At 68.5% G+C, this 19,912-nt stretch carries 16 protein-coding genes and 1 pseudogene; 8 read left to right on the top strand and 9 right to left on the bottom strand.

Annotation, left to right across the window (positions count from 1 at the left end; all coding sequences use genetic code 11):
* Window positions 1-90 precede the first annotated feature (90 nt).
* A pseudogene (locus tag ACGF5T_RS05870) lies at window positions 91-1,481 on the bottom strand (serine hydrolase domain-containing protein).
* Between the two features lie 58 nt (window positions 1,482-1,539).
* Entirely contained in the window at window positions 1,540-3,018 is a 1,479-nt protein-coding gene (gene dnaB, locus ACGF5T_RS05865) for a replicative DNA helicase (protein ID WP_361015950.1), read from the bottom strand.
* A 459-nt stretch (window positions 3,019-3,477) separates the two neighbouring features.
* Here dnaB and ACGF5T_RS05860 point away from each other — a divergent pair, with 459 nt between their 5' ends.
* Window positions 3,478-4,815 carry an MATE family efflux transporter gene (locus ACGF5T_RS05860; protein ID WP_366768328.1) on the top strand — a complete coding sequence of 446 codons (1,338 nt, stop codon included), beginning with the start codon at window positions 3,478-3,480 and terminating at the stop codon, window positions 4,813-4,815.
* Between the two features lie 150 nt (window positions 4,816-4,965).
* Here ACGF5T_RS05860 and rplI read toward each other — a convergent pair whose 3' ends face one another.
* From rplI to rpsF, 4 genes are all read right to left on the bottom strand, one after another.
* Window positions 4,966-5,412: a 50S ribosomal protein L9 gene (gene rplI, locus ACGF5T_RS05855; RefSeq protein WP_356602668.1), complete on the bottom strand. Its 447-nt coding sequence runs from the start codon at window positions 5,410-5,412 to the stop codon at window positions 4,966-4,968.
* Window positions 5,413-5,430: 18 nt separating this feature from the next.
* Window positions 5,431-5,667, bottom strand: coding sequence for a 30S ribosomal protein S18 (rpsR, locus tag ACGF5T_RS05850; RefSeq protein ID WP_003949403.1), 237 nt, complete (start codon window positions 5,665-5,667; stop codon window positions 5,431-5,433).
* Between the two features lie 42 nt (window positions 5,668-5,709).
* Window positions 5,710-6,303 (bottom strand): single-stranded DNA-binding protein, encoded by a 594-nt coding sequence (locus ACGF5T_RS05845; RefSeq protein WP_159324925.1) that lies wholly within the window; start codon window positions 6,301-6,303, stop codon window positions 5,710-5,712.
* 75 nt (window positions 6,304-6,378) lie between these two features.
* On the bottom strand, window positions 6,379-6,669 hold the full coding sequence (gene rpsF, locus ACGF5T_RS05840) for a 30S ribosomal protein S6 (protein ID WP_003975025.1): 291 nt from the start codon (window positions 6,667-6,669) through the stop codon (window positions 6,379-6,381).
* Window positions 6,670-6,946: 277 nt separating this feature from the next.
* Between rpsF and ACGF5T_RS05835 the strand changes: the two genes are divergently transcribed.
* From ACGF5T_RS05835 to ACGF5T_RS05825, 3 genes are all read left to right on the top strand, one after another.
* A complete protein-coding gene (locus ACGF5T_RS05835; protein ID WP_356602664.1) occupies window positions 6,947-7,252 on the top strand; it encodes a hypothetical protein in 306 nt (101 codons plus the stop codon).
* 158 nt (window positions 7,253-7,410) lie between these two features.
* Window positions 7,411-8,532, top strand: coding sequence for a peptidoglycan bridge formation glycyltransferase FemX (gene femX / locus ACGF5T_RS05830; protein ID WP_064728796.1), 1,122 nt, complete (start codon window positions 7,411-7,413; stop codon window positions 8,530-8,532).
* A gap of 61 nt (window positions 8,533-8,593) precedes the next feature.
* Complete coding sequence (locus tag ACGF5T_RS05825; RefSeq protein WP_053133891.1) at window positions 8,594-9,625, top strand: alanine racemase; 1,032 nt, start codon at window positions 8,594-8,596, stop codon at window positions 9,623-9,625.
* A 110-nt stretch (window positions 9,626-9,735) separates the two neighbouring features.
* Here the strand turns inward: ACGF5T_RS05825 and ACGF5T_RS05820 are convergent, their stop codons facing one another.
* Together ACGF5T_RS05820 and ACGF5T_RS05815 are read right to left on the bottom strand one after the other, a co-directional pair.
* Window positions 9,736-11,244 carry a glycosyltransferase 87 family protein gene (locus ACGF5T_RS05820; protein ID WP_366769128.1) on the bottom strand — a complete coding sequence of 503 codons (1,509 nt, stop codon included), beginning with the start codon at window positions 11,242-11,244 and terminating at the stop codon, window positions 9,736-9,738.
* Between the two features lie 121 nt (window positions 11,245-11,365).
* Complete coding sequence (locus ACGF5T_RS05815) at window positions 11,366-14,065, bottom strand: transglycosylase domain-containing protein (protein ID WP_356602659.1); 2,700 nt, start codon at window positions 14,063-14,065, stop codon at window positions 11,366-11,368.
* 352 nt (window positions 14,066-14,417) lie between these two features.
* On the opposite strand from ACGF5T_RS05815, the gene ACGF5T_RS05810 reads away from it, so the two are divergent.
* The 4 genes from ACGF5T_RS05810 (at window position 14,418) to ACGF5T_RS05795 (ending at window position 18,192) form a co-directional block, all read left to right on the top strand.
* On the top strand, window positions 14,418-15,095 hold the full coding sequence (locus ACGF5T_RS05810; protein ID WP_366769127.1) for a PadR family transcriptional regulator: 678 nt from the start codon (window positions 14,418-14,420) through the stop codon (window positions 15,093-15,095).
* 44 nt (window positions 15,096-15,139) lie between these two features.
* Window positions 15,140-16,222, top strand: coding sequence for an inositol-3-phosphate synthase (locus tag ACGF5T_RS05805; protein WP_361015958.1), 1,083 nt, complete (start codon window positions 15,140-15,142; stop codon window positions 16,220-16,222).
* Between the two features lie 77 nt (window positions 16,223-16,299).
* Window positions 16,300-17,562 (top strand): MFS transporter, encoded by a 1,263-nt coding sequence (locus tag ACGF5T_RS05800; protein ID WP_366769126.1) that lies wholly within the window; start codon window positions 16,300-16,302, stop codon window positions 17,560-17,562.
* Between the two features lie 123 nt (window positions 17,563-17,685).
* A complete protein-coding gene (locus ACGF5T_RS05795) occupies window positions 17,686-18,192 on the top strand; it encodes a hypothetical protein (protein WP_356602651.1) in 507 nt (168 codons plus the stop codon).
* Between the two features lie 103 nt (window positions 18,193-18,295).
* Here the strand turns inward: ACGF5T_RS05795 and ACGF5T_RS05790 are convergent, their stop codons facing one another.
* Window positions 18,296-19,741: a CCA tRNA nucleotidyltransferase gene (locus ACGF5T_RS05790; protein ID WP_366769125.1), complete on the bottom strand. Its 1,446-nt coding sequence runs from the start codon at window positions 19,739-19,741 to the stop codon at window positions 18,296-18,298.
* Between the last annotated feature and the right edge of the window lie 171 nt (window positions 19,742-19,912).

Raw genomic sequence — 19,912 nt, 5'->3', positions numbered from 1 at the left:
TCCGGCCCTCGTCCGAGGGCACCCCATATGCGCCTTGTCGGCCCTGTTTCACGTGAAACAGGGCCGATAGGGACGCCCGGGTGGCAGTGGCTAGCCGATCCCCCGCCATCCCTCCGGGTGCACGCCTCCCGGCACCGGGGCCCCCTCGTCGTACGGCTGCCGCGTGAATACGAACGACCCGAGATCCAGATGGCTCACGGTGCCGTCCGGGCGCCGCACGGCTCGGAGGAGTTCTCCGGCGTAGTAGCCCTCGAGCCCGGTCCACGTACCGTCGCCGTTCAAGCGGAAGCGCGAACGGCGACCGAAGCCGGCGAGCGGCTCCAGCGACACTCCCCCGTCGGGCGTCAACCGCAGCGCGAAGGCATGCGTCCCCCAGTACCACTGCCCGGCCAGCTCCAGCACGGCGGCGTCGGCTTCCGCCGAGGGACGCCACGGTTCGGGGATCCGGGGCTCCGCCTCGGCGACGATGCGCACGAGATCGGCACCGACCTCGGCCGTCAGTGGCCCGGAGGTGCAGTTGGTCAGCACCACGGCGGCCACGTCGTCCTCCACACTGATCGTGAGGTTGGCCAGGAAGCCCGGCAGGGAGCCGGAGTGGCCCACGAGCAGCCGACCGTCCCGGCACTGGATCTGCAGGCCCAGTCCGTAGGCCGCGCCGTCCATGACGTCCGCGGCCTCGGTGCCGCCGGTGCCCGCATCTCCCGTACGGTCCGCGCGCTCAGTACCCGGTCGTCCCCCTTCGTCAGGAAGACGGCGAACCGCGCCAGGTCCCCGGTGGTGGACCAGAGCTGACCGGCCGGAGCCATCCGCCCGAGATCCTCGGCGGGCTCGGGCAGCATCACGTCCGCCCACGGATGTACCGCCCAGCCACCGGCGTACGGAGCCCGCGGCTGGGCGCTCGTACGGTCCAGCCCCAGCGGCTCCAGGACCTCGCGCCGCAACACCTCCTCCCAGGGAGCACCGCGCAGCCGCTCGACCAGCGCGCCGAGCAGGGTGTAGCCGGGGTTCGAGTAGTGGTGCCGACGGCCCACCGGGTGCACGAGCGGCCTCTCGCCCAGCACATCGGCGAGCTGCGGCCGCAGGGATCCCGGCGTCCGCTCCCACCACGGCGCGGGCGACTCGGCGGCCAGCCCGCCCGAATGCGCCAGCAGCTCGGCGATCGTGGCCTCGCCCGCGCCGGTGCCCGGCAGATGCTTCTCCAAGGCGTCTGTGAGGTCGAGCACCCCCTCGTCACGCAGGCGCAGAACGAGCACGGCGGTGAAGGTCTTGGTGATGGAGCCGATCCGGTACTGCACGTCCTCGTCCGGGCCGTGCCCGTCGACCGAGGTCCGCGCACCGTGCCACACGACTCGCCCGTCCCGGACGACCGCCGCCACGAGCGACGGCGTGCGCCCTGCGGACTGCGCCACGGCGATCCGGTGCAGCAACGCCCGGCGCGTAGCGGGGAGCAAGTCCTGCACGTCTTCCTGAGGTGTCGTCATGCCCCCAGTCCATCGGCCCGTGCGCGGCACGTCGAGCCCATTCGCCCGCGCCCGGGGATCAGGTCTGGGCCATGTCCACGAAGCGGGAGTAGTGGCCCTGGAAGGCGACGGTGATCGTGGCCGTGGGGCCGTTACGGTGCTTGGCCACGATCAGGTCCGCTTCGCCGGCACGCGGCGACTCCTTCTCGTAGGCGTCCTCGCGATGCAACAGGATGACCATGTCGGCGTCCTGCTCGATCGACCCGGACTCACGCAGGTCGGAGACCATCGGCTTCTTGTCGGTGCGCTGCTCGGGACCACGGTTCAGCTGCGAGAGCGCGATCACCGGGATCTCCAGCTCCTTGGCCAGGAGCTTGAGGTTACGGGACATGTCCGAGACCTCCTGCTGGCGGCTCTCCGCGCGCTTGGAGCCTCCGGACTGCATGAGCTGGAGGTAGTCGATGACGACCAGCTTGAGGTCGTTGCGCTGCTTGAGGCGGCGGCACTTGGCGCGGATCTCCATCATCGACAGGTTGGGGGAGTCGTCGATGTAGAGCGGGGCGGCCGACACGTCCGGCATCCGGCGGGCCAGGCGGGTCCAGTCGTCGTCCGTCATGGTGCCGGACCGCATGTGGTGCAGCGCGACGCGCGCCTCGGCGGAGAGCAGACGCATGGCGATCTCGTTGCGTCCCATTTCGAGCGAGAAGATGACGCTCGGCAGGTTGTTCTTGATCGAGGCGGCACGCGCGAAGTCCAGCGCGAGCGTCGACTTGCCCATGGCGGGTCGCGCGGCGATGACGACCATCTGACCGGGGTGCAGGCCGTTGGTCAGCGAGTCGAAGTCCGTGAAGCCGGTTGGCACACCGGTCATCTCGCCGCTGCGCGACCCGATCGCCTCGATCTCGTCGAGCGCGCCCTCCATGATGTCGCCGAGCGGCAGGTAGTCCTCACTCGTGCGCTGCTCGGTGACGGCGTAGATCTCCGCCTGGGCACGGTTGACGATCTCGTCGACGTCGTCGTCGGCCGCGTATCCCATCTGGGTGATCCGCGTGCCGGCCTCCACCAGGCGCCGCAGAACGGCCCGCTCGTGCACGATCTCCGCGTAGTACGCGGCGTTCGCGGCCGTCGGCACGGTCTGGACGAGGGTGTGCAGATAGGAGGCGCCACCGACCTTGTTGATCTCACCGCGCTTGGTGAGTTCGGCCGCGATGGTGATGGGGTCGGCCGGTTCGCCCTTGGCATAGACGTCGAGGATGGCCTGGTAGACGGTCTCGTGGGCCGGCTTGTAGAAGTCGTGGCCCTTGAGGATCTCGACGACGTCGGCGATGGCGTCCTTGGAGAGGAGCATGCCGCCGAGGACGGACTGCTCGGCGTCCAGGTCCTGCGGTGGCACCCGCTCGAACGACGGACCGCCGCCGTCCCACGCGCCGTTGTCCGAGCCGCGCTCGTGCTGCTCGTCGCGGCCGCGTCCTCCGTCACCGCGACGGCGGGAAGCGGGCAGACGATCACTGGGCCCGCTGTCGGCCCACGGGTCGTCCAAGGGCTCGGAAATGCTCACCGAGCAACCTCCTCCCGTCCGCCGAGCGGACCTCGCCGTGCCTCTCATTTCTACGGCACGGCACTGACAAATAAGACGCCCCACTTCGCTTCTGGCGCGTCGGTTTTGGGCTGGTTCGCAGGTCGACGGACGGAGCAGGTGCCGGACCACCGTAGGCCTGCGGGCACCGTCAGCCAATCTGGTTATCCACAGGCCATGTGGACGACGGGCCAGATGCTGTGGAGAACTCGGCCAAACCTGTGCACGAGCCGGTGGACAGCCCTGTGAACAAGCACTCCCTCCGCCCGAAAGAACGCCTCTGAACTGCACTTTCACCGTCCACGGCCTGTGCAGAAGAAAAACTTTCCCCATCGGATCAAGATCGTTCCGAACCGTGCCCAGAAGCACACACGGTGAGACGAAGCGTAAGGGTTGCAAAGGCTTTGCATCTCTTACCTGTGGACGATTAGATTGGTGCTCATGACACAGGCCCCAGCGCGCTCGCGGACCCTCCGGCGCCGACACGACCGAGAGATCATCGCGCTGGCCGTCCCGGCCTTCGGCGCACTCGTCGCCGAGCCTCTTTTCGTCATGGCCGACAGTGCGATCGTCGGCCATCTCGGCACCGCGCAGCTGGCCGGCCTCGGCATCGCCTCGGCGCTGCTCACCACCGCCGTCAGCGTCTTCGTCTTCCTCGCCTACGCCACCACCGCGGCCGTGTCCCGGCGCGTCGGCGCGGGCGACCTGCAATCGGCGATCCGCCAGGGCATGGACGGCATCTGGCTGGCCCTGCTGCTGGGCGCCGCCGTCATCGCCGTGGTGCTGCCGACCGCGCCCGCCCTCGTGGAGCTCTTCGGCGCCTCCGACACCGCGGCACCGTACGCCATCACCTACCTGCGGATCTCCGCCCTCGGCATCCCCGCCATGCTGGTCGTGCTGGCCGCGACCGGTGTCCTGCGGGGGCTGCAGAACACCCGGACCCCGCTCTACGTGGCCATCGCCGGCTTCGTCGCCAACGCCGTCCTCAACGTCGTTCTCGTCTACGGCGCCGGCCTCGGCATCGCGGGCTCCGCCTGGGGCACCGTCATCGCACAGTGCGGCATGGCCGCGGTGTACCTGTGGGTGGTGGTCCGCGGGGCCCGCCGCCACGGCGCCTCACTGCGTCCCGACGTCGCCGGGATCAGAGCCTCCGCCCAGGCGGGGGTCCCGCTGCTCGTCCGGACGCTCTCCCTGCGGGCGATTCTCATGATCACCACGGCCGTGGCGGCGCGCCTGGGAGACGCCGACATCGCGGCGCACCAGATCATCCTGTCCCTGTGGAGTTTGCTCGCCTTCGCCCTCGACGCCATCGCCATCGCCGGCCAGGCCATCATCGGGCGTTACCTGGGGGCCGGTGACGCCCGCGGTGCCCGCGAAGCCTGCCGGAGGATGGTCGAGTGGGGCGTCGCGGTCGGCATCGCACTCGGTCTGCTCGTCGTGCTGTCCCGTCCGGTCTTCCTGCCCCTGTTCACCGGCGACTCCGCGGTGACGGACGCGGCCCTGCCGGCCCTTGTCATCGTGGCCGTCTCGCAGCCGATCTGCGGAGTGGTCTACGTCCTGGACGGCGTGCTCATGGGCGCGGGCGACGGCCCCTACCTCGCCTGGGCCATGCTGCTGACCCTGGCCGTCTTCACTCCCGCGGCGCTCCTCGTCCCAGCCTTCGGGGGCGGGCTCACCGCGCTGTGGGCGGCCATGACGCTGATGATGGCGGTGCGCCTGGTGACCCTGTGGCTTCGCACCCGTTCGGGACGCTGGGTCGTCACCGGTGCGACGCGCTGACCGTTTCACGTGAAACACGACGTTTCCCGGCAGGGGTGGCAACAGAACCGCGAAGAGCAGGCCAGGTCCCACCTAGGCCGCCCGTGAAGAAGGGGCCGCATCCCCTGGCGAGGATGCGGCCCCTTCTCATCGCTTCAGCGTGAGCGGAGCTCAGGCAGCGACGACCTCGATGTTGACCTTGGCGGCAACCTCGGGGTGCAGACGCACGGACGTCTCGTGGGCGCCCAGCGTCTTGATCGGCGTGCCCAGCTCGATGCGACGCTTGTCCACGTCGGGACCGCCGGCGGCCTTGATCGCCGAAGCGACGTCGGCCGGGGTGACGGAACCGAAGAGACGACCGGCCTCGCCGGAGCGGACGGCCAGGCGAACCTTGACGCCTTCGAGCTGGCCCTTGATCTGGTTGGCCTGCTCGATGGTCTGGATCTCGTGGATCTTGCGAGCGCGACGGATCTGCTCGACGTCCTTCTCGCCGCCCTTGGTCCAGCGGATGGCGAACTTCCGCGGGATCAGGTAGTTGCGAGCGTAGCCATCCTTGACGTCGACGACTTCGCCCGCGGCACCGAGGCCGGAGACCTCGTGGGTGAGGATGATCTTCATTGGTCGGTCACCCTTCCCTTATCGCGCGGTGGACGTGTAGGGCAGCAGCGCCATCTCACGGCTGTTCTTCACGGCCGTGGCGACGTCACGCTGGTGCTGGGTGCAGTTGCCGGTCACGCGGCGGGCACGGATCTTGCCGCGGTCGGAAATGAACTTCCGCAGCATGTTCGTGTCCTTGTAGTCCACGTACGTGACCTTGTCCTTGCAGAATGCGCAGACCTTCTTCTTCGGCTTGCGCACAGGCGGCTTAGCCATGATGTTTCTCCTGTGTGATCAAGAAGTGTGGGTAGAGCCCGTCTAGAAGGGGGGCTCGTCCGAGTAGCCGCCACCGCCGCCGGAGCCACCGCCCCAGCCGCCGCCACCCTGGCCGCCGCCGCCCTGCTGGCCACCGGCGGGAGCGCCGGTCGCCCAGGGGTCGTCGGCCGGAGCGCCGCCGCCCTGCTGGCCACCGCCGGGGCCGCCGCCCCAGCCGCCGCCACCCTGGCCGCCACCGCCGCCGTAACCGCCCTGGCCGCCGCGCCCCTGACCCGAGGTCTTGGTGACCTTGGCCGTGGCACTGCGCAGGCTGGCGCCGACCTCGTCGACGTCCAGCTCGTAGACCGTGCGCTTGACGCCCTCACGGTCCTCGTAGGACCGCTGCTTCAGCCGGCCCTGCACGATGACGCGCATGCCTCGCTGGAGCGACTCGGCGACGTTCTCCGCCGCCTGCCGCCAGACCGAGCAGGTGAGGAAGAGGCTCTCGCCGTCCTTCCACTCGTTCGTCTGGCGGTCGAAGGTGCGGGGGGTCGACGCGACACGGAACTTCGCGACGGCCGCACCGGACGGGGTGAAGCGCAGCTCGGGGTCATCGACAAGATTGCCGACGACCGTGATGACGGTCTCGCCTGCCATGGGGGAACCTCTCGGCGGGTTTGCTGCTGGCTGCTTGTGCTGCTACTCGAATCCCGGGATCGGCTGAGCGGAAGCTCAGTGCATCTCGGGACGGAGGACCTTGGTCCGGAGGACCGACTCGTTCAGGTTCATCTGGCGGTCGAGCTCCTTGACGACCGCAGGCTCGGCCTGCAGGTCGATGACCGAGTAGATGCCCTCAGGCTTCTTCTTGATCTCGTACGAGAGACGACGACGGCCCCAGGTGTCGACCTTCTCGACCTTTCCGCCGCCGTCACGGACGACAGAGAGGAAGTTCTCGATCAGCGGGGAGACAGAACGCTCCTCGAGATCGGGGTCGAGGATGACCATCACCTCGTAGTGACGCATGTGGAACCCACCTCCTTTGGACTCAGCGGCCACGGTCGTTCCGTGGCAGGAGGGTTGCGATGCGTTGACACCGGCATCCGCGAGTAAAGCAGGACCCACTGACAATCGAGCTTCCTCCGGAGAGGCGGCCCGGCCGAGGCAGGCAGCAGACACCAGTGCAGAAGGTACAGAGTACCCGGCCACCCGCTTGCGGTTGAAATCCGGCGGTGAGGGGACACAATCGGTACTCAGCGGATGTGACGGGCGACGACACGCTGCCTTCGGCAGGAGGTTCCCCATGGCACAGATCATGCGACCCGCGAAGCCGAGGACCGGCTTGCTGGCCACCGACGGCAAGCCGCACCCCCTCCAGGACACCCTGCTGGCCGTGGCCCTGGTGCTGGGCGTGCTGGCCCTGGCCACCGCGAGCTTCCGCGGGCTCCACATCCTGACCTCCTGGGCAGGACTGCTGGGGGTGCTGACCGCCGGGTACGGCCAGTTCATCTCGGTGACGACCCGCGAGCGCTTCGGACTGGTGGTGGCGCTCGGAGCCTCCGCGCTCGGCATGTTCTTCGGCATCGACCACGGCGGCTTCTTCGGCTGAGCCGCGCACCACCCGTCCGCCGGAGCACTCTCGGAAGGTCCTCCGGTGGCCCCTTGCACCCGTACGCCGGACGGGGCGCTCACAGGGCGCAGTAGGCTTCGCGCGAGAGCCGGAGCCCCTGTACCCATGGGGACACACCAGCCCGAGGAGCGCCCCGAATGAGCCTGACCCTGAGGACCATCAGTCGTGAGCAGCATCTGGCCTACATCCAGAGCCTGCCGGCGGCAAGTCACATGCAGGTCCCGGCATGGGCGGACGTGAAGGCGGAATGGCGCTCGGAGAACCTCGGCTGGTTCGACGACCGGACCGGTGAGCTGGTCGGTGCGGGCCTCGTCCTCTACCGCCAGCTCCCCAAGATCAAGCGCTACCTCGCTTACCTGCCCGAGGGCCCGGTCATCAACTGGTTCGCGCCGAACCTCCAGGAGTGGATGGAGCCGATGCTGGCGCACCTCAAGCAGCAGGGCGCCTTCTCGGTGAAGATGGGCCCGCCGGTGATCATCCGCCGCTGGGACGCCACGTCCATCAAGAAGGGCATCCAGGACCCCGACGTCAAGCGCCTGCGCGACATAGAGGCCGACCACATCGAGCCGCGCGCCTTCGAGGTGGCAGACAAGCTGCGCCGCATGGGCTGGCAGCAGGGCGAGGACGGCGGCGCCGGCTTCGGCGACGTGCAGCCCCGCTACGTCTTCCAGGTGCCGCTGGCCAACCGCTCCCTGGAGGAGGTCCACAAGAACTTCAACCAGCTGTGGCGCCGCAACATCAAGAAGGCCGAGAAGGCCGGCGTCGAGGTCGTCCAGGGCGGCTACCACGACCTCGAGGAGTGGCAGCGGCTCTACGAGATCACCGCCGTGCGCGACCACTTCCGGCCGCGTCCGCTGTCCTACTTCCAGCGCATGTGGGCGGCCCTCAACAACGAGGACCCCAACCGCATGCGGCTGTACTTCGCCCGGCACAACGGGGTGAACCTGTCCGCCGCCACGATGCTGGTCGTCGGTGGGCACGTCTGGTACTCCTACGGCGCCTCCGACAACATCGGCCGCGAGGTCCGGCCCTCGAACGCGATGCAGTGGGCCATGCTCCGCGACGCCTACGCCCTCGGCGCCACCGTCTACGACCTGCGCGGCATCTCCGACTCCCTGGACGAGAGCGACCACCTCTTCGGTCTGATCCAGTTCAAGGTGGGCACGGGCGGGCAGGCGGCCGAGTACCTCGGCGAGTGGGACTTCCCGCTGAACAAGCTGCTCCACAAGGCGCTCGACATCTACATGTCGCGCCGCTGACCCCTCTCCTCACCCCAATCCCGCACCTCTGACAGCCACGAGAAAGGTCCCAGGTCCGGCCATGGCGCTCACCCTCTACGTCGACACCGCGCGCTGGCGGGCGCACCACAAGCACGTGCAGGAGCAGTTCCCCGGGCTGGTCCCGGTCTGCAAGGGCAACGGCTACGGCTTCGGTCACGAGCGGCTGGCGGAAGAGGCCACGCGGCTGGGCTCCGACGTACTGGCCGTCGGCACGACGTACGAGGCCGCCCGGATCAAGGACTTCTTCGGTGGTGACCTGCTCGTCCTGACGCCGTACCGGCGCGGCGAGGAGCCCGTACCGCTGCCCGACCGGGTCGTGCGCTCGGTGTCGTCCATCGACGGCGTGTACGGCCTCGTGGGCGCACGTGTGGTCATCGAGGTGATGTCCTCGATGAAGCGCCACGGCATCAGCGAGCAGGACCTGCCGCAGCTGCACGCCGCCATAGAGAACGTCCGGCTGGAGGGCTTCGCCATCCACCTGCCGCTCGACCGTACCGACGGCTCGGACGCCGTCGAGGAGGTCATCGGCTGGATGGACCGGTTGCGCGCCGCCCGGCTGCCGCTGCACACGATGTTCGTCAGCCACCTCAAGGCGGACGAGCTCGCCCGGCTCCAGCAGCAGTTCCCGCAGACCCGCTTCCGTGCCCGGATCGGCACCCGGCTGTGGCTGGGAGACCACGACGCCACCGAGTACCACGGCGCGGTCCTGGACGTCACGCGGGTCACCAAGGGCGAGCGCTTCGGCTACCGGCAGCAGAAGGCGGCCTCGGACGGCTTCCTCGTGGTCGTGGCGGGCGGTACGTCGCACGGCGTGGGTCTGGAGGCCCCGAAGGCGCTGCACGGCGTCATGCCGCGCGCCAAGGGCGTCGCCCGGGCCGGTCTCGCCACGGTGAACCGCAACCTCTCGCCGTTCGTCTGGGGCGGCAAGCAGCGGTGGTTCGCGGAACCGCCGCACATGCAGGTGTCCATCCTGTTCGTGCCGTCGGACGCGCCGGAACCGAAGGTCGGCGACGAGTTGGTGGCCCATCTGCGGCACACCACCACGCAGTTCGACCGGATCCTCGACCGCTGAGACCGCACGCCGGCCGTGGACCCCACGGCAGCCGAAAGGCCGTACACGCTGTTCCGTGTACGGCCTTTCGGCATGACTGCCCGTGGCGGACCGCCGTGGAGTCCGTTCGCTCAGAGCGCATCTCCGGTCGGCTGCCGCGCCCCCCACCGCACCGGTGAGGCCTCGCAGTGGGCGGCGTGCCGCGCCGGGCGAGCGGCGGGGCCGAGGACGAAGACGTCCTCCGCCCCGTCGAGCGCACCACCCGAGGGGTCGTCGTCGCCCGACCGCCGCACGGGGTCCCGGTCCGGCATCAGGATGTCGCGCACGACCATGACGCACAGGAAGAGCGTCCCCAGCAGGTGCACGCCGATGGCCCAGTGGTAGCCGTCCGTGGGCAGGCCCTTGTGGGCGTCACCGCTGGTCGTGTACGCGAGGTACATCCAGATGCCCAGGAAGTACGCCACCTCGCACGCCTGCCAGATCAGGAAGTCACGCCACTTGGGGCGGGCCAGGGCGGCCAGCGGCACCAGCCAGAGCACGTACTGCGGTGAGTAGACCTTGTTGGTGAGGATGAACGCTGCGACGATCAGGAAGGCGAGCTGGGCGAACCGGGGACGTCGGGGGGCGGTGAGAGTGAGCGCAGCGATGGCCCCGCAGCACAGCAGCATCAGGAGCGTGGCGAGTGTGTTGACGGTCTCGGTGCTGGGCGGGTTGTCGGAGTTGTGGACCAGGATCAGCCAGAAGGAACCGAAGTCGACGCCCCGTTCCTGGCTGAACGTGTAGAACTTCGACCAGCCGTCGAAGGCGAAGAGCATGACCGGCAGATTGACCACTGCCCAGGCGACGGCCGCTCCCCCCAGGGCCTTTCCGAAGTCGCGCCACTTGCCCGCGCGCCAGCACAGCACGAGCAGCGGACCGAGGATCAGGAACGGGTAGAGCTTGGCGGCCGTGGCCAGGCCCAGCAGTACGCCGAAGGCCAGCGGACGTCCTCGCGCCCACATCAGGAGGGCGGCGGACGTCAGGGCGACCGCCAGCAGGTCCCAGTTGATGGTCGCGGTCAGCGCGAGGGCGGGCGCGAGGGCGACCAGCAGCCCGTCCCAGGGACGCCGGGTGTGTGTGCGGGTCACGCAGACGGCGATGACGGCCGCGCACGCCATGAGCATCCCGGCGTTGACCATCCAGTACCACTGTTCCTGGTCCTGGATGCTGCCGCTGCCCGGCGTGAGCCAGGACGCGACCTCCATGAACACGCCGGTCAGCACGGGGTACTCGAGGTACTCCATGTCGCCGGGAAGCTTGTCGAAGTACGGCACAAGGCCGTCGACGAACCCGCGCCCCTGGTAGAGATGCGGGATGTCGGAGTAGCACGCGTGCGTGTACTGGGAGCTGGCACCGAAGAACCAGGCGCCGTTGTAGCAGGGCGCCTTCTGGACCAGGCCGAGGGCGAACATGCCGATCGCCACGAGAGCGATCACCCGGACGGGCGTCCACCAGGACGTCCCCAGCAGGGCACGCCGGCCGGCGGGGCCGCCGATCAGCTCGCTGCCCGCCGCGGCGACCGCGTCCTCCCTGGTCGGCCGCACGGGCTCCGGCTCGTGCACGCTCGCTGGTGTCGATTCTGCACTGGGCATGGGGCACATCCTGCCGTACGCACCTGGGGATACACCGGGGCCGCCGCACCCCGATGGATGCGGCGGCCCCTGTTTCACGTGAAACTTGCGGGTGTTTCACGTGAAACACCCATGCCGGACGTTCCGGCAGCTATCCCTCCTGGCCGGCGATGAAGCCACCGCCTCCATTCTGATTTCCTCTGGTGTCTTCCTCTTCCCCTGTCCCACTGGGCGACGGCGAGGGCGACGGACTGCCTTCCGAGCCACCGTTCTCGTTGCCGCCGTTCTCGTTGCCGTTGTTGTTGCCGTCCTCGCAGTTCCACTCGAAGACGCCACAGGTGTCGCTCGGCGAGGGGGAGGGGGTGGTCTCCGACTCACTGGGCGTCGGCGACGGCGACGGGCTCGTCTCCTCCTCCTCCGTCTCGGAGGGCGAGGGGGACGGGCTCGGCGGCGGGGTGTCGTTGATGACCTCGCCGATGGGCTCGGGCTTCGGGAACTTCTCCTTCGGCTCGCCCTTCAGCGCGTCCGACATGTAGTCCTGCCAGATCACCGATGGGAACGAAGCACCGTGGATCTTCTCCTCGCCGCCCGTTCCGTACATCTCCATGAAGGAGCGGTTCTTGATCGTTTCGTCGTCCGGGTAACGGAACATGCTGATCGCTGTCGCCAGCTGCGGGGTGTAGCCGACGAACCAGGCGGACTGGTTGCCGTCCGTGGTACCGGTCTTACCGGCCACCTCTCGGCCGGGCAGCTGGGCGTTGGAACCCGTTCCGTCCTCGACAACGGTCTTCAGGACGTCCGTGACGTTGTCCGCGACCTTCGCCTCGAACGCCTGCTTGGTCGTCACCTTGTGCGTGTAGACCGTGCCGCCCTTGTTCGACACCTTGGTGACGGAGAAGGGCTCACGCTGCTTGCCGCTCTCCGCGAAGGTGGCGTACGAGCCTGCCATGCGGATGGCGCTCGGGTCCGAGACTCCGAGGGAGAAGGACGGGTAGCCGGAACCCGCCAGGCTGCTCTCCAGGAGGCCCGCGTCGACGGCTGCCTCCTTCACCTTGTCCAGGCCGACATCCATGCCGAGCTGCACGAAGGCGGAGTTCACCGACTCCCGCATGGCCTCACGCAGATCGATCTTGTAGTCCGGCGCTTCCCCCACGCTTTGCTTGCCGTCATTTTCCTGACGCCACTGCTCGCCCTTCTCGTTCTGCCAGATCGAGCCGTCGTAGTCCTTGATCTTGAGATTGTTCTTGCCGCTGTAGAGGCTCTTGGGGGAGACGACGGTGCGCTCGTCCTGGGCCTGAGTGTCACCGAGTTCGGGATCGCGCACACCCCACTTCATCGCGGCCGCGAGAACAAACGGCTTGAACGTCGAACCGACCTGGGCGCCGGTGACGTCGGCGTTGTTGGTGAAGTGCTTGGTGGCGTCCTCACCACCGTAGATGGCCTCGAGGGCACCGGTCTCCGGGTTCACGGAGGCTCCGCCGAACTGGACGTGGGTATCCGTCTCCGGGCGCTTCTTCGGGTCGATCTTCTCCTTGTAGACCTTCTCGACGGCCTTCTCGAGCTCCTCGACCTTCCTCTTGTCGAAGGTCGTGTAGATCGAGTAGCCGCCCTTCTCCAGCTGCTGCTCCGTCACACCGGCGTTCTTGATCACGGAGGACTTGGCGAGCCTGACGAGGTAGCCGATCTGGCCACCCAGCTGTGTGTTCGACTGCGGATTCCGCACCGTGGGAAGGCTGGTGTACTTGGCCCGCTTCTCCTGGCTCAGGTGCCCGTACTCGACCATCTTGTCGAGCGTGTCCTGCATCTGGCGCTGGACACGGTCGCTGTTGGCCTTGGCGGTCGCGTTCACCGGGTCGATCGAGGGCGAGCCGGCCGGGTCGTAGTACGTGGCTCCCTTGAGCACCGCGGACAGGAACGCGCACTGGCCCGGGTTCAGGTCGACGGCGTCCACGTTGAAGTAGGCCCGGGAGGCCGCCTGGATGCCGTAGGCACCGCGTCCGTAGTAGGCGGAGTTCAGGTAGCCCTCGAGGATCTTGTCCTTGGGCTCCTCGGCGCCGACCTTGATCGATACGAAGATCTCCTTGACCTTGCGGGAGATCGTCTGCGACTGGTCGTTCAGCATCGCGTTCTTCACGTACTGCTGGGTGATCGTGGAACCACCCTGCGTCTCGCCGCCCTTGGCCATGTTGAACACGGCGCGCGCGATGCCCTTGGGGTCGATGCCGCTGTCGGAGTAGAAGGTCTTGTTCTCCTGGGAGATGACCGCATTGCGCATCTCCATGGGGATCTGGGCGAGATCCACACTCTGGCGGTTCACCTCACCCCCCGTCGCGACCATCTGGCTGCCGTCGGCCCAGTAGTAGACGTTGTTCTGCGCCATGGCGGCCTTGCCCGGCTCGGGGACGCCCACCATGGCGTAGGCGATGCCGGCCGCGGCCACCATGGTGCCGAAGAAGCCGATGCACACACCGGAGACGAGCTTCCAGGAGGGCACCCAGCGGCGCCAACCGTCCCGGTCGAAGCGCGGGTAGTCGATCGTCCGCTTCTTGCCGGACGCGGCCGCACGCCGGCCGGCCGCCGCACCCGCGCCGACGGCGGCGGCACGCCGGCCCCCGCGGCCCGGTTCGGCCGCTCTGCGGCGGCCGCCTCCATTGCGCTGTGCCGCACGCCGGGCCTCGGCACGGCTGGCGTACGGACGCTCCTCGCTCTCCGGACCGTACGAGCCGGACGGAGACCCAGTGGCGCCTCGCGGTGCCGCACGGCGGCCGGAGGACGAGCCGGACTGGCCGCGTCGGGCCGCGGCACGTCCGCCTCCCTGCGGCTGCGGCGGTTTGCGACGGTGCTCGCTCATCGAACGACTACTCCTCGGGCAGGCGCACCTTACGCGCGCCTGGTAAAGGCGGCTGGTTTCCGGTCCCCCCGAAGTACGGATGCGGTCCCTTCCGCATTCACCCGTACTGCACCGGGGACAAGGACGTCCCCGGGCGTCACTCGGTTCCCGGTGGTTTGCATGGCGCACAGACTACGCACCGTCAAAACCCCCGAGACTCGAAGTTCACCTCAAATCAGGCAACTTGCTCACCATGAATCCCTGATGTGATCCCGTTCACCACCGAGCCTCTTGTCGTGCGCGGAAGGTCGTTCTATCGTGCTGATGTATCGAGCCGATACATCAGCGCGGCATAAGGGCGAGAGGAGGCGACGTGAGCCGACGTTCCGGCATCCTCGAGTTCGCCGTACTCGGCCTGCTCCGCGAGTCCCCGATGCACGGCTATGAGCTGCGCAAACGGCTCAACACGTCGCTGGGAGTGTTCCGGGCGTTCAGCTACGGGACGCTCTACCCCTGCCTCAAGACGCTGGTCGCCAACGGCTGGTTGATCGAGGAGCCGGGCAACGTCGACGAGACCGCCGCCTCCCTCACCGGACGGCGCGCCAAGATCGTCTACCGGCTGACGGCCGACGGCAAGGAACACTTCGAGCAGCTCCTCTCCCAGACCGGCCCGGACGCGTACGAGGACGAGACCTTCGCCGCTCGCTTCGCGTTCTTCGGACAGACCTCGCGCGATGTCCGCATGCGCGTGCTCGAGGGCCGGCGCAGCCGGCTGGAGGAGCGCCTGGAGAAGATGAGCGCCTCCCTGGCGCGCACCCGGGAGCGACTCGACGACTACACGCTTGAGCTCCAGCGCCACGGAATGGAGTCCGTGGAGCGCGAGGTGCGCTGGCTGAACGAGCTCATCGAGAGCGAGCGGGCGGGGCGGGACCTGCGGGGTTCCGCTTCGGAGGGGACCGCTCAACAGGACACGACATCTGGAGCGACGGGCGGCCTGCCCCGGCCGGGGGACAACCCCCGGCCGGATACGCCCGGCGACACCGCCACGTGAGCGCCCAGTCAGGGCCTCACTCGTACACACAGGGAGCAACCGGAATGGGTTCGGTTCGCGTAGCCATCGTCGGTGTGGGCAACTGCGCCGCATCGCTGGTGCAGGGCGTCGAGTACTACAAGGACGCCGACCCGGCGGCCAAGGTCCCGGGCCTGATGCACGTCCAGTTCGGCGACTACCACGTCCGCGACATCGAGTTCGTCGCCGCCTTCGACGTGGACGCCAAGAAGGTCGGCCTGGACCTCGCGGACGCCATCGGCGCCTCCGAGAACAACACGATCAAGATCTGCGACGTGCCCAACAGCGGCGTCCAGGTCCAGCGCGGCCACACCCTCGACGGGCTCGGCAAGTACTACCGCGAGACCATCGAGGAGTCCGCCGAGGAGCCGGCCGACATCGTCAAGGTCCTCAAGGACAAGCAGGTCGACGTCCTGGTCTGCTACCTGCCCGTCGGCTCCGAGGACGCGGCGAAGTACTACGCCCAGTGCGCCATCGACGCCAAGGTCGCCTTCGTCAACGCCCTCCCGGTCTTCATCGCCGGCACCAAGGAGTGGGCGGACAAGTTCACCGAGGCCGGCGTCCCGATCGTCGGTGACGACATCAAGTCGCAGGTCGGCGCCACCATCACGCACCGCGTCATGGCGAAGCTGTTCGAGGACCGGGGCGTCGTCCTGGACCGCACGATGCAGCTGAACGTCGGCGGCAACATGGACTTCAAGAACATGCTCGAGCGTGACCGCCTCGAGTCGAAGAAGATCTCCAAGACGCAGGCCGTCACCTCCCAGATCCCCGACCGGGACCTCGGCGAGAAGAACGTCCACATCGGCCCGTCCGACTACGTGGCCTGGCTGGACGACCGCAAGTGGGCCTACGTCCGCCTGGAGGGCCGTGCGTTCGGTGACGTCCCGCTGAACCTGGAGTACAAGCTCGAGGTCTGGGACTCCCCGAACTCGGCCGGTGTCATCATCGACGCCCTGCGCGCCGCGAAGATCGCCAAGGACCGCGGCATCGGCGGCCCGATCCTGTCGGCGTCGAGCTACTTCATGAAGTCCCCGCCGGTCCAGTACTTCGACGACGAGGCCCGTGCCAACGTCGAGAAGTTCATCGCCGGAGAGGTCGAGCGCTGACCAGCGCGGACTGAGTCCGTCGGAGGTCCCCGGGTCGCGTGACCCGGGGACCTTTCCCGTATGTGAGGCTGTGCACCATGGCCGTCGTCCGTGACCTGCGCGTCCTGCTGCGCCTGAAGGGCTTCCGGCGCCTGCTCGCCGTGCGCCTGCTCTCCCAGGGCGCCGACGGTGTCTACCAGGTCGCGCTCGCCACCTACGTCGTCTTCTCCCCGGAGAAACAGACCTCGGCCGTCGCGATCGCCTCCGCGATGGCGGTCCTGCTTCTGCCGTACTCCCTGGTGGGCCCCTTCGCCGGCGTCCTGCTGGACCGCTGGCGCCGCCGCCAGGTCTTCCTGTACGGCAATCTGCTGCGCGCCGTGCTGGCGGCGATGACGGCCCTGTTGATGATCGTCTCCGTTCCCGACTGGCTTTTCTACGTCTCCGCCCTCTGTGTCACGGCCGTCAACCGCTTCGTCCTGGCGGGTCTTTCCGCGGCGCTGCCGCGTGTGGTCGACGCGGAGCGCCTGGTCGTCGCCAACTCGCTCTCCCCGACCGCCGGCACTCTCGCCGCGACGGCCGGCGGCGGCCTCGCCTTCGTCGTACGCCTCGTGGTCGCGGACTCCGACGCCGCCGTGGTGCTGCTCGGGTCCGCCCTGTACCTGTGCGGGGCACTGGCGTCGCTGCGCATCGCCGTGGAGCTGCTGGGGCCGGACCCCGAGCGCGTGCCCGCACGCCTGGCCTCGGCCCTGGCCGGTACCGCGCGCGACCTGGTGGCCGGCGTACGTCATCTCGCCGCGCCCGCTCGCCGGGAGGCGGCCTGGTCGCTCGCGGGCATGACCCTGATGCGGTTCTGCTACGGCGCCCTGCTGGTCATGCTGCTCATGCTGTGCCGGTACGCGCTGACCTCGACCACGGACGAGGGGCTCGCCCTGCTGGGACTGGCGCTGGGCGTCTCCGGCGCGGGCTTCTTCGCGGCCGCGGTGATCACTCCGTGGGCGGCGGGACGGCTGGGGCCGGGCCGCTGGATGGCCGTGTGCGCGGGAGCGGCCACGGTCCTGGTGCCGGCGCTCGGCCTGCCGTTCGCCACCGCGCCGCTGCTCGTCGCGGCGTTCGTCCTGGGCCTGACGACCCAGGGGGCGAAGATCGCGACCGACACGGTCGTGCAGTCCTCGGTCGAGGACGGATTCCGTGGCCGGATCTTCTCCGTCTACGACGTGCTGTTCAACGTCGCCTTCGTCGGCGCCGCCGGCGTGGCCGCTTTGATACTGCCGCCGGACGGCCGGTCCGTGACGCTGATCGTGACAGTGACCGCGGTCTACGGGGCGGTTGCGGCGGCTATGGGCTGGTTCGAACGCCAGTAAGTGTCACATCAGTGCCACGAAGCCTCGCTGGGCGACGGAGATGTCGGTGCGGACCGATAACTTACGTGGGTCTTATTCGCGTCATGTTCGCGACACGCACCTATGTACCAGGGGGACCCCCAAGTGACCACTCCGCCGTCCCAGGGCAATCCGTTCGCGCAAGGCCAGCCGCAGGCCCCACAGCAGCCGCAGGGACAGAACCCCTACGCCCAGGGCCAGCCGGGCTTCCCCCAGCAGGCGGGCCAGCCCGGCTTCCCGCCGCAGGGTGCACCGTTCGCCCCCGTCCCGCCGCAGCCGGCCCGTCGCAAGCCGAGCTTCAAGACGATCAAGAACATCGTCATCGCCGTCATCGTGGTGTGCGTGGCGGTCGGTGGTTACATCGCCAGCCGGGACGACGCCGACCAGGCCGGCGTGGGCGACTGCCTGAAATCCGCCTCGTCCTCCTCGGACCGCATGGAGGTCGTGGACTGCACGGCCACGGACGCCGAGGCGAAGGTCCTCAAGAAGATCAAGGGACACTACTCCCAGATCACCGCCGAGTCCGCGTGCCGTCCGGTCGAAGGAGCTACGGGCTTCTACGCGGAGACGGGCGACGGCGAAGAGTTCCTGCTCTGCCTCGGTGACGTCTGATCCGGACCGCCGGAGCCGAAGGGGCGGTGTTTCACGTGAAACACCGCCCCTTCGCATGCTCGCCGTCGTGGTCATGTTTCACGTGAAACACGACCACGACAGTTCACGCCTCCTGCTCGGCCCACCACTCCTTGAGCGCTGCGACCGCGGCCTCGCGCTCCATCGGCCCGTTCTCCAGACGAAGCTCCAGCAGGTGCTTGTAGGCCTGGCCGACAGACGGCCCAGGACGGACTCCGAGGATCTCCATGATCTCGTTGCCGTCCAGGTCGGGACGGATCGCGTCCAGCTCCTCCTGCTCCTGAAGCTGCGCGATCCGCTCCTCCAGCCCGTCATACGCACGCGAGAGGGCCGAGGCCTTGCGCTTGTTCCGGGTCGTGCAGTCGGAACGGGTCAGCTTGTGCAGCCGGTCGAGCAGCGGACCGGCGTCCCGGACATACCGGCGGACCGCGGAGTCGGTCCACTCCCCTGTGCCATAACCGTGAAAGCGCAGATGCAGCTCGACCAGACGTGAGACGTCCTTGACCAGGTCGTTGGAGTACTTGAGCGCGGTCATGCGCTTCTTCGTCATCTTGGCCCCGACCACTTCGTGGTGGTGGAACGAGACCCGCCCGTCCTCTTCGAAGCGCCGAGTGCGGGGCTTGCCGATGTCGTGCAACAGGGCAGCCAGGCGGAGGGTCAGGTCGGGCCCCTCGCTCTCCAGGGCCATCGCCTGCTCCAGGACGATCAGTGTGTGGTCGTACACGTCCTTGTGCCGGTGGTGTTCGTCCCGCTCCAGGCGCAAGGCCGGCAGTTCGGGCAGGATGCGCTCGGCGAGCCCGGTGTCGACCAGCAGGGAGAGCCCCTTGCGCGGGTGCGCGGAGAGGACGAGCTTGTTCAGTTCGTCACGGACCCGCTCGGCCGAGACGATGTCGATACGCTCGGCCATGTCCTTCATGGCCTGCACCACCTCCGGTGCCACCTCGAAGTCGAGCTGCGCGGCGAAGCGCGCGGCGCGCATCATGCGGAGCGGGTCGTCCGAGAAGGACTCCTCGGGAGTACCCGGAGTGCGCAACACCCGGGCCGCGAGGTCGTCGAGCCCATGGTGCGGATCGATGAACCGGGCCTCCGGCAACGCCACCGCCATGGCGTTCACGGTGAAGTCCCGCCGGACCAGGTCTTCCTCGATCGAGTCGCCGTACGACACCTCCGGCTTGCGCGAGGTGCGGTCGTACGCCTCCGAACGGTAGGTGGTCACCTCGATCTGGTAGCCGTCCTTCTGCGCCCCGACCGTCCCGAAGGCGATCCCGACGTCCCAGACGGCGTCCGCCCACGGACGCAGGATCTTCAGGACGTCCTGGGGGCGGGCATCGGTCGTGAAGTCCAGGTCGTTGCCGAGCCGGCCGAGCAACGCGTCCCGGACCGAGCCGCCGACCAGGGCGAGGGAGAACCCGGCCTCCTGGAAACGGCGGGCGAGGTCGTCGGCGACTGGGGCGACCCGCAGCGGTTCCCTCACCGCTCGGTGCTGCTCCTGGCTCAGGGCGCTGGGGGTGACTTCGTTGGCGTTCGGCACAACAGAAAAGGGTACGTGGCCCGGGAGGACACCGGCGCCCCTATTGATCCCGCCCGAATACCCCTCCTTACCCACCCCTCCCGCTATAGGCGCACATACGGGACAGCCACGGTCGGTGGCGGATCTTGTGGCGTACACCGCGGCACTTCCCCTCGCCGCGCATCGTTACCA

The organism is Streptomyces sp. NPDC047853, from assembly GCF_043204535.1.
GTDB lineage: Bacteria > Actinomycetota > Actinomycetes > Streptomycetales > Streptomycetaceae > Streptomyces.
Note: the sequence above shows the minus strand (reverse complement) of the source record. Positions and strands in the feature narration are given on the sequence as shown.

Coding starts and splice junctions, on each gene's coding strand:
- rplI (WP_356602668.1), bottom strand. CDS start 5,412: ATGAAGATCATCCTCACCCACGAGGTCTCCGGCCTCGGTGCCGCGGGC.
- ACGF5T_RS05805 (WP_361015958.1), top strand. CDS start 15,140: ATGGGTTCGGTTCGCGTAGCCATCGTCGGTGTGGGCAACTGCGCCGCA.
- rpsF (WP_003975025.1), bottom strand. CDS start 6,669: ATGCGTCACTACGAGGTGATGGTCATCCTCGACCCCGATCTCGAGGAG.
- rpsR (WP_003949403.1), bottom strand. CDS start 5,667: ATGGCTAAGCCGCCTGTGCGCAAGCCGAAGAAGAAGGTCTGCGCATTC.
- ACGF5T_RS05815 (WP_356602659.1), bottom strand. CDS start 14,065: ATGAGCGAGCACCGTCGCAAACCGCCGCAGCCGCAGGGAGGCGGACGT.
- ACGF5T_RS05820 (WP_366769128.1), bottom strand. CDS start 11,244: ATGTGCCCCATGCCCAGTGCAGAATCGACACCAGCGAGCGTGCACGAG.
- ACGF5T_RS05800 (WP_366769126.1), top strand. CDS start 16,300: ATGGCCGTCGTCCGTGACCTGCGCGTCCTGCTGCGCCTGAAGGGCTTC.
- ACGF5T_RS05860 (WP_366768328.1), top strand. CDS start 3,478: ATGACACAGGCCCCAGCGCGCTCGCGGACCCTCCGGCGCCGACACGAC.
- ACGF5T_RS05845 (WP_159324925.1), bottom strand. CDS start 6,303: ATGGCAGGCGAGACCGTCATCACGGTCGTCGGCAATCTTGTCGATGAC.
- femX (WP_064728796.1), top strand. CDS start 7,411: ATGAGCCTGACCCTGAGGACCATCAGTCGTGAGCAGCATCTGGCCTAC.
- ACGF5T_RS05835 (WP_356602664.1), top strand. CDS start 6,947: ATGGCACAGATCATGCGACCCGCGAAGCCGAGGACCGGCTTGCTGGCC.
- ACGF5T_RS05825 (WP_053133891.1), top strand. CDS start 8,594: ATGGCGCTCACCCTCTACGTCGACACCGCGCGCTGGCGGGCGCACCAC.